12 protein-coding genes are annotated in these 13407 nt (G+C 73.6%); 4 read left to right on the top strand and 8 right to left on the bottom strand.

Annotated features, from left to right (window positions below):
* Positions 1–72: 72 nt before the first annotated feature.
* Positions 73–1362 carry a trypsin-like peptidase domain-containing protein gene (locus ACFYPH_RS21250; RefSeq protein WP_387184024.1) on the bottom strand — a complete coding sequence of 430 codons (1290 nt, stop codon included), beginning with the start codon at positions 1360–1362 and terminating at the stop codon, positions 73–75.
* 209 nt (positions 1363–1571) lie between these two features.
* Between ACFYPH_RS21250 and ACFYPH_RS21245 the strand changes: the two genes are divergently transcribed.
* From ACFYPH_RS21245 to ACFYPH_RS21230, 4 genes are all read left to right on the top strand, one after another.
* Positions 1572–2897 (top strand): ribonuclease D, encoded by a 1326-nt coding sequence (locus ACFYPH_RS21245; RefSeq protein ID WP_387184021.1) that lies wholly within the window; start codon positions 1572–1574, stop codon positions 2895–2897.
* 109 nt (positions 2898–3006) lie between these two features.
* A complete protein-coding gene (locus ACFYPH_RS21240) occupies positions 3007–4203 on the top strand; it encodes a thiolase family protein (RefSeq protein WP_354858147.1) in 1197 nt (398 codons plus the stop codon).
* Positions 4200–6260 (top strand): 3-hydroxyacyl-CoA dehydrogenase NAD-binding domain-containing protein, encoded by a 2061-nt coding sequence (locus tag ACFYPH_RS21235; protein WP_387184017.1) that lies wholly within the window; start codon positions 4200–4202, stop codon positions 6258–6260. The genes ACFYPH_RS21240 and ACFYPH_RS21235 overlap by 4 nt, the downstream gene beginning before the upstream one ends.
* A gap of 180 nt (positions 6261–6440) precedes the next feature.
* Positions 6441–7229: a hypothetical protein gene (locus tag ACFYPH_RS21230; RefSeq protein WP_387184014.1), complete on the top strand. Its 789-nt coding sequence runs from the start codon at positions 6441–6443 to the stop codon at positions 7227–7229.
* A gap of 66 nt (positions 7230–7295) precedes the next feature.
* Here the strand turns inward: ACFYPH_RS21230 and ACFYPH_RS21225 are convergent, their stop codons facing one another.
* From ACFYPH_RS21225 to ACFYPH_RS21195, 7 genes are all read right to left on the bottom strand, one after another.
* Entirely contained in the window at positions 7296–7847 is a 552-nt protein-coding gene (locus ACFYPH_RS21225) for a levansucrase (RefSeq protein WP_387184011.1), read from the bottom strand.
* A gap of 36 nt (positions 7848–7883) precedes the next feature.
* On the bottom strand, positions 7884–8345 hold the full coding sequence (locus ACFYPH_RS21220; RefSeq protein WP_387184009.1) for a VOC family protein: 462 nt from the start codon (positions 8343–8345) through the stop codon (positions 7884–7886).
* Positions 8342–8659 carry a VOC family protein gene (locus ACFYPH_RS21215; RefSeq protein ID WP_387184006.1) on the bottom strand — a complete coding sequence of 106 codons (318 nt, stop codon included), beginning with the start codon at positions 8657–8659 and terminating at the stop codon, positions 8342–8344. The genes ACFYPH_RS21220 and ACFYPH_RS21215 overlap by 4 nt, the downstream gene beginning before the upstream one ends.
* 147 nt (positions 8660–8806) lie before the next feature.
* The gene (locus ACFYPH_RS21210) at positions 8807–9988 is read right to left on the bottom strand and encodes a sensor histidine kinase (protein ID WP_387184004.1); all 1182 of its coding nucleotides are present in this window, start codon (positions 9986–9988) and stop codon (positions 8807–8809) included.
* Positions 9985–10653, bottom strand: coding sequence for a response regulator transcription factor (locus tag ACFYPH_RS21205; RefSeq protein WP_039907546.1), 669 nt, complete (start codon positions 10651–10653; stop codon positions 9985–9987). The genes ACFYPH_RS21210 and ACFYPH_RS21205 overlap by 4 nt, the downstream gene beginning before the upstream one ends.
* Positions 10654–10738: 85 nt before the next feature.
* Positions 10739–12034, bottom strand: coding sequence for a PQQ-binding-like beta-propeller repeat protein (locus ACFYPH_RS21200; RefSeq protein WP_354858162.1), 1296 nt, complete (start codon positions 12032–12034; stop codon positions 10739–10741).
* Entirely contained in the window at positions 12031–13308 is a 1278-nt protein-coding gene (locus ACFYPH_RS21195; RefSeq protein WP_354858164.1) for a PQQ-binding-like beta-propeller repeat protein, read from the bottom strand. The genes ACFYPH_RS21200 and ACFYPH_RS21195 overlap by 4 nt, the downstream gene beginning before the upstream one ends.
* Positions 13309–13407 lie beyond the last annotated feature (99 nt).

Below are 13407 nucleotides of genomic sequence, written 5' to 3'. Positions count from 1 at the left end.
GCGGCCGGGGAGGCCGTCGGTGGCGGGAGCGGCCGGGCGGCCGTGGGTGGCGCGAGCGGCTGGGGCCGCAGGTCAGCAGATCTTGAAACCGTCGCAGGCGACCTTGATCGGGATGGCGAGCCCGATGCCCTCGGCGTCACGAGCCTTGGCGGTGGCGATGCCGACCACCTGCTTGCTGCCGTTGATCACCGGGCCGCCGGAGTTGCCGGGGTTGATCGGGGCGTCGAACTGGATGGCCGGTCCGGAGCCGCCCTGCGCGGCGCGCAACGCGCTCACCACACCGGTCGTGACGCTGTCCTCCAGGCCGAGCGGAGCACCGACGACGATGATCTGCTGCCCGGACTTCACGGCGCTGGGTGCGGTGACCAGGCCGGCGAACTTGCCGGTCGCCCGCAGGTGCGCCACGTCGTTGGCCTTGTCGACCTTGACGATGGTGGCCGGGAAGCGCTGGTCCGTGCGCTCCAGGAAGACCTGCCGGCCGCCGCTCTCCCAGATCGTCTCGACCACGTGGAAGTTGGTGAACAGGTTGGTGCCGCCACCGGCGGCCGGCTTGCCCACCGCGAACGCGGTGCCGGTGAACTGGCCGGCCCGCACCCGGAAGACGCTGGGCAGCACGGCGCTGGCCACCGCCTCGGGGTTGAACGCCGCCCCGGCCTGCTTCTCCAGCGCGTCCGTGCGCTGTTCCAGGCCGTCGAGGCGGGTGCCGTCGCCGTCCTGGGCCTGGGCCAGCCGGCGGTCGGTGGCGGCGAGCCGGTCGCCGAGCCGGTCGAGCTGGTACGCCTGCAGGCCGGCCACGGCGGCCAGCGCGACGACGAGCAGCACGGCGAGCACCACCGGCCAGCGACGCCGGGTGGGTCGCGCAGGCGGGGTGACGCCCGGCCAGCCGGGCTGACCGGGGTGACCCGCGGTCGGGAACGGCGGTGCGCTGGCCAGGTCACCGGCGGGCGGATAGCCGCCGGCGCCGTAGGCCGTGGGAGCGCCCGGGGCGTACGGTCCGGCGCCGTACGACGCCGGACCTGCCGCGTACGGCGCTGGCCCGGGCGCGTACGGCGCGGCCGTGCTGTGTCCAGCGGCGGGGCCCGGCGCAGCGGCCGTGGTGTGCGGGCCGGCCGGCACGGGCCCCTGGGGCGCCGCGCCCCACTGGCCGGCGTTGGGTGGGGCCGCCCAGCCGGCACGGGGTGCCGGGACGGCGGCGGAGGGCTCGACCCCGGGGCCCGGTGCACCGGCCCAGGTGGCGCCGACCTCCGGGTGCGGTTCGATGCGCGGCGGCAGGGGGCCCGGCCGTTCGGCCGCCCGCCCGCTCACGTCGTCAGGCTCGGCGCCCGTTGGCCGTGCGTCCCCCGCACCGAAGCCAGCCGTCATGATCGTCTTGCCCTTCCCCGTGGTCGTGCGCTTGCGGCCACGGCCCAGGATCACCCGAGCGGGGCCGGCGGCTCGATGGACCGTACCTGCGCGAACGGGCTTTGTCTCCCCCAATGTCCGGCATCCGAAGGGACACCTTGCGGACACCTGACCGACACACGCCGGACCGGCTGCACACGCCGGATCACGGCGCGCACTAGGGTTGGCAGGTGACCGACGAACCACCCCTGCGCCGTCGGCCCACCGAAGAACTCCCGGGACACGCACCCCAGCACCCGCCGTCGGCCCAGCCGCAGCCGGCGGGCGAGGGGCCCGACCCGACCGACGGTGGGCCCGTTCCGCTGACCGCCCCCCGCGACGGCACCCCTGATCCGGTGACCACCCCGGCCGAGCTCGCCGAGGTCGTGGCCCGGTTCGCAGCGGGCACCGGCCCGGTTGCCCTGGACGCCGAGCGCGCTTCGGGGTACCGCTACAGCCAGCGCGCGTACCTGGTGCAGCTGCGCCGCGAGGGCGCCGGCACAGCGCTGATCGACCCGCTGCCGCTGCCCGACCTCAGCACGCTGGACGCGGTGATCGGCGAGGCCGAGTGGGTGCTCCACGCGGCCAGTCAGGATCTGCCCTGCCTGGCCGAGGTGGGGCTGCGTCCGCGCCGGCTGTTCGACACGGAACTGGCCGCTCGGCTGGCCGGGTTCGAGCGGGTCGGCCTGGCCGCGCTGACCGAGCAGCTACTCGGATTCACCCTGGAGAAGCATCACTCGGCGGCCGACTGGTCGAGTCGGCCACTGCCCGAGTCGTGGCTGACCTACGCCGCGCTCGACGTGGAGATGCTCACCGACCTCCGCGACGCGCTCGACGCCGAGCTGGCCCGGCAGGGCAAGTCGGCCTGGGCCGCGGAGGAGTTCGCCGCCCTGGTCCGGACCGGCGCCCGGCCGCCCCGGGTCCGCGCGGAACCCTGGCGGCGCACGTCGGGCATCCACCGTGTGCGCGGGGCGCGGGCCCAGGCCCGGGTCCGCTCGTTGTGGTACGCCCGGGACCAGATCGCGGTCCGGCGGGACGCCGCGCCCGGCCGGGTGCTGCCGGACTCGGCCATCGTCGCCGCGGCCGAGCTGGACCCGAAGGACGAGAAGACGCTGCTGACGCTGCCCGGCTTCGGGGGGCGGTCGGTCCGTCGGCTGGCCCGTACCTGGCTGGCCGCGCTCGACGACGCCCGGGAGCTGCCGGACGACGCCCTTCCGGTCACCCCGGCGGTGGAGGGCCCACCACCACCGCACCGGTGGGCCGAGCGGGACCCGGTGGCGGCCGGTCGCCTGGCCCGCTGCCGGGAGGCGGTGGTCCGCATCGCGGGCGAGCACAACCTGCCCCCGGAAAATCTGATCACCCCGGATTCGGTACGCCGTCTGGCGTGGAGCCCGCCGGAGGAGGTCATCGAGGACACGGTGGCGGAGTCCCTGCGCGGCTTCAACGCCCGCGAGTGGCAGATCGCCCTGCTGACCCCCGACCTGACCCAGGCCCTGGCCCCCAACCCCATCCCCTGACCCGCCCCCGCTCTCTGGTGTGGGGTGTGCCACAGCGGGGGACGGGCGGCAGGTTGGTTACTGGCGAGTAGCATCCGGGGTAACGTGCCCGTTCGGCTAGGAGGCTCAAGTGCCCCGTGAAGTTCGGGATGTCGTCTTCGTCGACGGCGTCCGTACCCCGTTCGGCAAGGCGGGTGGCATGTACGCCAACACCCGCGCCGACGACCTGGTGATCCGCTGTATCCGTGAACTGCTGCGCCGCAACCCGCAGCTGCCGCCGGAGCGGGTCGAGGAGGTCGCCATCGCGGCCACCACCCAGATCGGTGACCAGGGCCTCACCATCGGCCGTACCGCAGCGCTGCTGGCCGGTCTGCCCAAGACCGTTCCCGGCTTCGCGATCGACCGGATGTGCGCCGGCGCGATGACCGCCGTGACCACCGTCGCGAGTGGCATCGCCATGGGCGCGTACGACGTCGCCATCGCCGGTGGCGTCGAGCACATGGGCCGCCACCCGATGGGTGAGGGCGTCGACCCCAACCCGCGCATCATCGCGGAGAAGCTGGTGGACCCGTCGGCGCTGGTCATGGGCGCCACCGCGGAGAACCTGCACGACCTGGTCCCGCACATCACCAAGGAGCGCACCGACGCGTTCGCGCTCGCCTCGCAGCAGAAGACGGCGAAGGCGTACGCCAACGGCAAGCTCCAGGACGACCTGGTGCCGGTGGCCATCCGCGACGCCGAGGGCGGCTGGGGTCTGGCCGGAGTGGACGAGGCCCCCCGCGACACGTCGCTGGAGAAGCTGGCCACCCTGAAGACCCCGTTCCGCCCGCACGGCAAGGTCACCGCGGGTAACGCGGCGGGCCTGAACGACGGCGCCACCGCGAGCCTGCTCGCCGACGAGGCAACCGCCCGCGAGCTGGGCCTGCCGATCGCCATGCGGCTGGTGTCGTTCGGCTTCGTCGGGGTGGAGCCGGAGGTGATGGGCGTCGGCCCGATCCCGTCGACGGAGAAGGCCCTGCGCCTGGCCGGGCTGACCATCGACGACATCGGACTGTTCGAGCTGAACGAGGCGTTCGCCGTGCAGGTGCTCGCCTTCCTCGACCACTTCGGCATCGCCGACGACGACCCGCGGGTCAACCCGTGGGGCGGCGCCATCGCCATCGGCCACCCCCTCGCCTCGTCCGGCGTACGGCTGATGACCCAGCTGGCCCGCCAGTTCGCCGAGCACCCCGAGGTCCGCTACGGCGTCACGGCGATGTGCATCGGCATCGGCATGGGCGGCACGGTCATCTGGGAGAACCCGCACTGGACGGAGGGCGACAAGTGAAGGCGCCGAACGAGGTCGTCACCAGGGCGCTGCTGCGCTCGGTGACCGTACCGGGGCTGGACCGACCCGCCGCCCTGATCACCCTGGACAACGGCTTCGACCACACCAAGCCGAACACCTTCGGCCCGGCCGGTCTGACCAGCCTGGACGAGGCCATCACGGCCGCGCTCGCCGCCGACCCGGCGTTCATCGCGGTCACCGGCAAGCCGTACATCTTCTGTGTGGGCGCGGACATCGTCGGCCTGCCGCAGCTCGCCGACCGCGCGCAGGCGCTGGAGATCGGCCGGCTCGGCCACCGGGTCTTCGCCCGGCTCAAGGACAGCACCGTGCCCACGTTCGCGTTCGTCAACGGCGCGGCCATGGGCGGCGGCCTGGAGCTAGCGCTGCACTGTCACTACCGGACGCTCTCCGGCGGCGCGGCGGCGCTCGCCCTGCCCGAGGTCTCCCTCGGTCTGGTGCCCGGCTGGGGCGGCACCCAACTGCTGCCGAACCTGATCGGCATCCCCGCCGCCACGCAGGTGATCATCCAGAACCCGCTCATGCAGAACAAGATGCTCAAGCCGAAGCAGGCCGCCGAGCTGGGCATCGCGGACGTGCTGCTGGAGCCGGCCGACTTCCTGGAGCGGTCGCTCGAATGGGCCGCCGGCGTGGTGCGCGGTCAGGTCACCGTGACCCGGCCCGAGGTCGACAAGGACATGTGGGCGGGCGTGCTCTACTTCGCCCGGGAGACGCTGAACCAGCGGCTGCACGGCGCGGTCCCGGCCGCGTACAAGGCGCTCGACCTGTTGGAGACGGCGAAGGACGGCGACTTCGCCGCCGGCACCGCCGCCGAGGACGAGGCCCTCGCGGACCTGGTCTTCTCCGAGGAGCTGCGCAGCGGCCTGTACGCCTTCGACCTCGTGCAGCGGCGGGCCAAGCGGCCGGCCGGCGCACCGGACAAGGGCCTGGCCCGCCCGGTCACCAAGGTCGGCATCGTCGGCGCCGGCCTGATGGCCAGCCAGTTGGCGCTGCTGTTCGCCCGCCGCCTCCAGGTGCCGGTCGTCATGAGCGACCTGGACCAGGCCCGGGTGGACAAGGGCGTCGGCTACGTGCACACCCAGATCGAGAAGGCCGTCACCAAGGGCCGGATGGACAAGGGCACCGCCGCCAAGCTGTACGGCCTGGTCAGCGGCACGGTCGACAAGGGCGCCTTCGCGGACGCCGACTTCGTCATCGAGGCGGTCTTCGAGGACCTGGGCGTCAAGAAGCAGGTCTGGGCCGAGCTGGAGAAGATCGTCTCCCCGGAGGCGGTGCTCGCCACCAACACCAGCTCGCTGTCCATCACCGAGATGGCCGCGGAGCTGGAGCACCCGGAGCGGGTGGTCGGCTTCCACTTCTTCAACCCGGTGGCCGTGCTGCCGCTGCTGGAGATCGTCCGGGGCGAGCGGACCGACGACGCCACCCTGGCCACCGCGTTCGCGGTCGGCAAGCAGCTCAAGAAGTCGAGCGTGCTGGTCAAGGACGCCCCGGCGTTCGTGGTGAACCGGCTGCTCACCCGCTTCCTGGGCACCGTCTTCGCGGCCGTCGACGCCGGCACGCCGTTGGACGTGGCGAACAGCGCACTGGACCCGCTGGGCCTGCCGATGCGCCCGCTCGCCCTGCTCCAGCTCGTCGGGCCGGCCGTGGCGTACCACGTGGGCGGCACCCTGCACGAGGCGTTCCCGGACCGGTTCGGGGTCAGCGAGAACCTCAAGCGGATCGCCGACTCGGGCCAGCCGATCGTGGTCGACGACCAGGTCAACGACGAGGTGGCCAAGCTGCTCGTCGTCGGTGACCGGCCGCTGACCGCCGAGCAGGTACGCCAGAACGCGCTCGACGCGCTCGCGCAGGAGATCCGGCTGATGCTGGACGAGGGCGTGGTCGCCGAGGCGCAGGACATCGACCTGTGCATGATCCTGGGCGCCGGTTGGCCGTTCCACCTGGGCGGCGTCACGCCGTACCTGGACCGGACCGGCACCAGCGAGCGGGTCACCGGCCGGCGGTTCCTGCCGCTCGGAGCGGCGAGCCTGCCCGCCTGACACGACCCCAGCACCACCGTCGCGGTGGCCGGACCGTCCCTCGTGGACCGGGCCGGCCACCGCGCTCGTTGGTGACCGGCCCGGGAGCGGGCGGGACCGGCGGGACCTGGGCGGGGGCCACGCTGGGGCGGTCGCCGGGTTACGATCACGCGCTTTGCACACCCATCCTGGAGCTGACTGATGTCCCAGCCGCCGGCCAACCCCTTCGGCCCGCCGCACGATTCCCCTCCCCCGCCGCAGCAGCCGGGCCAGCCGGCCGTGCCGCAGCAGCCGGGCCAGCCGCAGCAGCCCGGCGGTTGGCCGCCGCCGCAGCAGCAGGGCTTCCCGCCGGCTCAGCCGGGGCAGCCGTACGGCGACCCGAACCAGTTCGGCGGCCCGCCACCGGCGAAGAAGTCGAACGTCGGCAAGATCATCCTGATCGTGCTGGCCGTGGTGCTCGTGCTCTGCCTCGGCGGCGCGGCGATCACCTGGTTCGCGGTCAAGGACGAGGTGGGCGACGTCGTCGACGCCACCAAGACCCGGGTGGTCGCGCCGGCCACCCTCGCCGGCCGGGCGAAGAACACCGACCCGCAGTTGCAGACGGTCGCCGACCAGATGGTCACCGAGATGAAGACCGAGGTGCAGAACGAGACAAGCACGATCGGCGCGTTCTACGGCGACCCGGCCGAGCAGGACCTCATCATGATCACGGCGGTGTCCGGCGTGATGGCCGACCCGAAGAAGGAACTGGACGAGGCCGTCACCGGGCTGTCCAGCGAGCTGTCGGTGACCAACATGGCGGTGGTCGAGGCGGGCCCGCTGGGCGGTGACGCGCGCTGCGGCGACGGCAAGACCGAGGGCGTGCCGCTCGGCGTCTGCGTCTGGGCCGACCGGGGCAGCGTGGGCCTGGTGGTCATGTACTTCAAGTCGGCCGAGGAGACGAAGGCCGAGTTCGTCACCATCCGGGGCCAGATCGAGCTGCGCTCCTGACCCGTGCACGACCGGGGCCCCGGCCACCTCACGGTGACCGGGGCCCCGCCGTACGTCACGGACCGCTCAGGTTCCGGCCACCGGGAAGTACGCGTTCAACTTGCTCCGCAGGTGGGCCGCATAGATGAAGCCGAGCGCCGGATTGCCGCGGTACGCGCTGGCCCTGCCGCTGCCGGCGTCCACCGCCACCGGACGGGCCACCGCGGCGAACTTCATCTGCTGGCCCCCCTGCGCCCACGCCGAGGCCGCCGGCTCGACCTGGGTGCCGACCAGGGCGGGGAACACGGCCACGCCGTTCTGAAAGCCACGCAGCTGCCCCTTGCGGGCCAACACGTAGTCCATCGCCGTGGCGGTGAACCTCTGCAGAGCGTCCGCCGTGACCAGCGTCGTCGGCGCGGCCACCGTGAACAGGTGCAGCTTGGTCGCCATCCACCGCATCCTGAAGTCGCCCCGGTAGCCGATCAGCACCGGTACGCCGCCCCAGTCCTCGGTCCGCACCTCGCAGCCGTCGGCCCGAAGCCGCTCGCCGGTCGCGGTGAGGTACGCCTGCACCGGCTCGGTCGCCGTCGTGTCCATATCTGCCCACACATCCTTCATCTGGCTGCTGTGGTCGCTCATCCAACACCACGCCAACCTGTTACGCCGTCCCGTGGATCATGGCGACGCGACAGGATCCCCGGCGGCCGTCTCCAGCGCTTGGACCGGCGCGGCGTCACCCGTCGCCGCGACGCCCGCCGGTGACGCGGCCCGCTCGGCCGCGCTGCGCAGCACGCAGAACTCGTTGCCCTCCGGGTCGGCGAGCACCACCCAGCCGGAGCCGTCCGGCCGGATCTGGTCCGCGACGTGCACCGCGCCGATGCCGAGCAGCCGCTCGACCTCGTCGGCCCGCGACCGGTCGGCCGGCTCCAGATCCAGGTGCAGTCGGTTCTTCACCGCCTTGCCCTCGGGCACGGCGATGAACAGCACCTCCGGCCCGCCCGGCGGCAGGAGCATCGCCTCCGGGTCGCCCGGAAAGTCGTCGGGCTGCCGGGGGCAGTCGAAGACCTGCGACCAGAAACCGGCCAGGGCGTACGTGTCGCGGCAGTCGAAGCTGATGTTGTGGATCGTCGAGCTCACGGTTGGTCCTCCACAGTGGTGATGGCGACACGTTCCCCGGCGCTGCGCAGCACGCAGAACTCATTGCCCTCCGGGTCGGCCAGCACCGCCCAACCCGTCCCGTCGGCATGCCGCCGGTCGGCGACCATCGTGGCGCCGAGGCCGAGCACCCGCTCGATCTCCTCGTCGCGGATTACCGCCTCCGGATCACCCGGGACGTCCTCGCTGTGCCGGGCGTAGCCGAGCACCGCCGACCAGAAGCCGGCCAGGGAGTACGTGTCGTGGCAGTCGAAACTGATGTTGCGGATCCGTGGATACACGGGTGGTCCCTCCATGCGCGGATGGGGACGCTCCGCTGCCCGGGGTCAGCCGGCGACGACCCGGGGTGCGGAGCCCTGACTGGTGGACATCGACGTACCCCCCTTCGCCTCCGAGCTGACGGCGTGATCTTGCCACCGGCCGAGCGCCGTGTGCAACCCAGTTCAGCCGGTGGTGGTCACCGCACCGGTCACCGCCGGGGCGTCCGCGGTCGGCAGGGTGACCGTCACCTCCAGGCCGCCGCCGGGCTGGGCGATCACCCGGACGTTGCCGCCGTGCGCCTGGCAGACCGCCCGGACGATGGACAGGCCCAGGCCGGAGCCGCGCGCCCCGGTGCGTTCCCGGCCACCGCGCCGGAACGGCTCGAACAGTCCGGGCACGTCGGCCTGGTCGACCTCGAAACCGGTGTTGCCCACCACCAGCCACGAGCGGTCGCCGTCGGTGCCGGTACGCACCCAGAGCCGACCGTGCAGGTGGTTGTAGCGGACCGCGTTCTCGATCAGGTTGCCGGCCAGCCGGTCGAGCAACCCCGGATCGCCGACCACCGGCGCGGATTCCAGCGACGTCTGCACGCGCAGGCCGATCCGCTCCACCTCGCGGCGCATCGCCGACAGCGCGTTGGCGGTGCCCGTCGCGAGGTCGCACTCGGTACGCCGGCCCAGCCGCCGCCCGGCCTGCGCCTCGCTGCGGGCCAGCACCAGCAGCGCGTCCACCAGGCTGTTCGCCCGCTCCGAGGCGTCCCGGACGACGGTCGCCATCCGGCGGTACTCGGCGGCGTCCGCGTCGTCGTCGCTGAGCGTCACGTCGATCTCGGTCCGCATCACGGCGAGCGGGGTCCGGAGCTCGTGCGAGGCGTTGGCCACGAAGCGCTTCTGCGCCTCGAACGCGGACGCGATCCGGTCCAGCATCGCGTCGAACGTCTTGGCCAGCTCGGCGACCTCGTCGTCCGCGCCCGAGTAGCCGATCCGCTGGTCCAGCGTCGCCTCGCCGAGCCGCTGGGCGGTCGCGGTCACCTGGTGCAGGGGCCGTAGCGCCCGGCCGGCCACGGCGTACGCGCCGGCCACCCCGACCACGCTGATCGCCAACAGCGCGACCAGGCCCTTGGCCAGCAGCTCCCCGGAGGCGGCGTCGACCAGCTCCCGCTGCCACTGGGCGGCGTCCATCCGCCCACCGTCGGAGAGCAGCACCGTCGTGCCGGGCAGCAGCTCGTCGGTGGGCCGCAGCGCGTCACGGACCAGCAGCCAGGCCAGCAGCACCAGGATCGCGCCCGCGCCGACCAGCAGCACCCCGTTGAGCAGCGTCAGCCGCAACCGCAGGGTGGGTCGCAACCGCCCCGGCCGGCTCACGGCAGGACCTCGGCCGTGCGGTAGCCGGCCCCCACCACCGTCTCGATCAACGGCGGGTCGCCGAGCTTTCGACGCAGCGTCATGACGGTCACCCGGACGATTGTGGTGAACGGGTCGGTGTTGGCGTCCCACACCCGCTCCAACAGCTCCTCGCTGGACACCACCGCGCCCCGGGCCTTGAGCAGCTCACTGAGCACGCCGAACTCCTTGTTCGTCAGGTCCATCGGCACACCGGCGCGGGTGGCGACCCGGCGGGCCGGGTCCAGCACCAGGTCCGCCAGTTCGAGAACCGGCGGCGCGGCCGGGGTGGCCCGCCGGCCCAGTGCCTGCACCCGGGCGACCAACTCGTCGAACGCGAACGGCTTGGGCAGGTAGTCGTCCGCCCCGAGCTGCAACCCCTCCACCCGGTCGGCCACCGTGCCGCTCGCGGTCAGCATCAGCACCCGGGTCAGCGCCCCGGAGGCGGCGAGGTCGGCGCAGATCTGGTCGCCGTGCACGCCGGGCAGGTCGCGGTCGAGCACCACCACGTCGTACCGGGTGACGAACGCCGCCTCGTGGCCGGCGTCGCCGTCGTACGCCACGTCCACCGCCATGCCCCGCTTGCGCAATCCACGCGCGATCGCGTCGGCGAGGTTGCGTTCGTCCTCCACCACCAGTACCCGCATCCCGGCCTCCTCGCTGCTGACCACCGACAACCTAGTGCCGGCGGGCAACAATCCTCCCTCGCCGCCCACACCGACCCGGCGGTGGTCAGCCAGGCAACCGCCACAGCCCGTACGCGCTGTCTCGGCGCCGGCAGAGCAGTCGCCCGGTGAGGGCCTGACAGTCCCCGGTCGCGTCCCGCAACACGTCCAGCATCCGTGCCCGGCCACCGGCGACGTCCAGCTCGGCGACGAGCAGGCCCCCGTCGGGATGGCGGCGTACGCCGATCAGCGGGTCGCCGAGGGCGAACCGGGCCAGCTCCCACCGACCCAGCTCGGCCAGCACCCGGCCGGTCGGTGGGTCGAGCACGACGAGTTCCTCCGCGCCCGGCCCGGCGCTGCTCACCGTGGTGGCCACCAGCCGACCGGCGTAGGGCCAGACCCACCCCCAGCGGTCGCTCCCCCAGAGGTCCCGACCGGTGGCGGTGTCGAGCGCCCGCAGCCCGCCGGAGCGGGTCTGCACGCAGATGACGACGCCACAGTCCGACGCGTACAGCGCCTCGCCGGCGGGCACACGCCACCGCTGGCGCAGGTCGTCGAGCCCGTACGCGGTGATCGTGGCCGACGGACCGCCGATGGTGAGCAGCAGGTCGTCCGCCAGTTGCACGGACAGGCTGGACCCACCGCCGGAGGCGCCCAGGTCGGTGCGGGCCAGCACCGCGCCGGTGGTCGCGTCGCGGACCTCGGTCGACCCGCGCAGGCGGACGACGACCACGCGGTCCACCCCGTGCTCGCCGTCGTGAAAGACGAACTCACCGCCGGGGCTGATCGGCACCTGCCAGCGCACGGTCCCGCAGCACGGGTCGACCCCGCGCAGGGTGTCCAGCTGGTCGTCGCTGCCGGCGGACCACATGAGGATGTTGCCGTCGGGAAGCGCGGCGGGGTTGCCGGGCTGCTGCCAGCGGTACGCCCCGGTCCGGCGGTCCAGCGCCATCGTGAGCGTCCCCTGACTGTCCGGGCCGACCTCGTGGCCGGTGACCAGCAGCGTCTCGCCCTGCTGCGCGACTCCCCAGTACCGGCCCTCGGTCGGCAACGGCACCTGCCAGGCCGGCTCGCCGCCGGGCAGCCAGGTGGCGGTGATCCGCCGCTGCCCCGTGCGGCCGAGCGGCTCGACGAGGACGAAGAGGTCGTCGGTGACCAGCGCGTCGGCGCCGAGCTCGGCCTGCACCGTCACCACCTCGCGCCGGTGCAACGGCCCCGAACCGGCGAGGCCGGCGAGCACCAGCAGCAGGACCAGCGCGCAGCGCAGGGGCCGCTGCCGGGCCAACGGCGGGCGGGGCAGCCGGACGGTGTCGAGGTCCGGCCCGTGCCGCAGCTCCCCGAGGTCGATCACCGGACCGGTCACCGGGGCAACCGCCACAGCGCGGTCGAGCCGTCGAGGCGGCGGCAGAGCAGGACGGGCAGCGCCGCCTGGCACCCACCGACCACGCCCGGCAGCACGTCCAGGATCCGCGTCCGACCGGCGGTGAGGTCCAGCTCGGCGACGACGAGCCGGCCGTCGGGAGTCGGCCGTACGCCGATCAGCGGGTCGTCGCGGCGTAGCTGGTCCACCAGCTGCCACCGGCCCAGCTCAGCGCGTTCCCGCCCGGTCTGGGCGTCCCGCACCGCGTACCGTTGCTCGGGCGCGGCCACCAGCAACATGTCCCGCCGGACGTCGACCAACGTGTCCGGCCCCGGGTCCGACCAGCGAACGGCGCCGGTGGCGGGGTCGATGGTCTGGATGGCGCCGGTCTGCTGGACCGTACAGAGCAGGTCCGCACACGGGACCGCCCAGGCCACCAGCGGCACCGACGACGTCCACACCCGGTCCAGTCCGGGCAGCCGGAAGGCGACCAGCCCGGTGCTGCCGGGCGGGACGAGCAGCACGAGGTCGTCCACGACCTGCACCCGCTGGAACGCCGACCGGGCACCGGGCAACGTGTCGACGCTGCGCAGCAGGTCGCCGCTGCCGGCGTCGTACACCTGCAGCTCACCGGTCGGCTGGACGAACACGATCTGGTCGACCTGACCCGCCGGCCCGTGGTAGTCGGGGCTGCCGGACGGGATGGGCACCGACCAGAGCACCCGGCCGGTGTCGGGCACCACCCGGCTCACCGTGCCCGGCCCGTCGCCCAGGTCGTTCGCGAGGAGCAGGCCCCCGTCGGCCGTTCGCCTGGCGATTCCCGGCTGGCGCCAGCGCCGCTGGCCCGTCCCGGCGTCGAAGGCGGTGGTCTCCAGCACCCCGTTCGCGGTGCTGGCACCCACCGCCAGCAGCATCCCGCGGTCGGCCCAGACCGCCAGGAAGTCGCCGCTGCGTTCCAGCGGTGCGCGCCACCGGCGCCGCACGCTGTCCCCGCCCCTCGGCCCGGGACGGCCGTAGGCGGTCAGGTACCGGTCGCCGATGGGAGTCGACGTGTCGACCACGACGATGGCGTCCTCGGTGAGGTACACCGAGGCGCCCGGCGAGGCCGGCACCGACGTCACGATCCGTTGCCGCACCGGGGTCGCGCTGGCCAGCGTGACGAGGGCCAGCAGCAGCACCGCCGCGCTGCGCAGCCGACGGCCGGCGGCGCGCGGTCGGCGGGCCGTCGCCCGCGACTCGGGCTCGTCCCGGACCTCGCCCAGCTCGATGATCGACAACGGCCGTCCCTCCATCGCCGGTCGGGTCGGCCGGGGGCGGCCCCGGCAAACCGGCCGTGGGCGTACCGGCCCGGCAAAAGCGACGCATCCTCGCCTGTA

This window comes from Micromonospora sp. NPDC005252, from assembly GCF_042872475.1.
GTDB lineage: Bacteria > Actinomycetota > Actinomycetes > Mycobacteriales > Micromonosporaceae > Micromonospora.
Note: the sequence above shows the minus strand (reverse complement) of the source record. Positions and strands in the feature narration are given on the sequence as shown.

What these genes read in the sequence shown, in the direction of transcription:
- ACFYPH_RS21250 (WP_387184024.1), bottom strand. Translation starts at nt 1,362, where the DNA reads ATGACGGCTGGCTTCGGTGCGGGGGACGCACGGCCAACGGGCGCCGAG.
- ACFYPH_RS21230 (WP_387184014.1), top strand. Translation starts at nt 6,441, where the DNA reads ATGTCCCAGCCGCCGGCCAACCCCTTCGGCCCGCCGCACGATTCCCCT.
- ACFYPH_RS21225 (WP_387184011.1), bottom strand. Translation starts at nt 7,847, where the DNA reads ATGAGCGACCACAGCAGCCAGATGAAGGATGTGTGGGCAGATATGGAC.
- ACFYPH_RS21215 (WP_387184006.1), bottom strand. Translation starts at nt 8,659, where the DNA reads ATGGAGGGACCACCCGTGTATCCACGGATCCGCAACATCAGTTTCGAC.
- ACFYPH_RS21205 (WP_039907546.1), bottom strand. Translation starts at nt 10,653, where the DNA reads ATGCGGGTACTGGTGGTGGAGGACGAACGCAACCTCGCCGACGCGATC.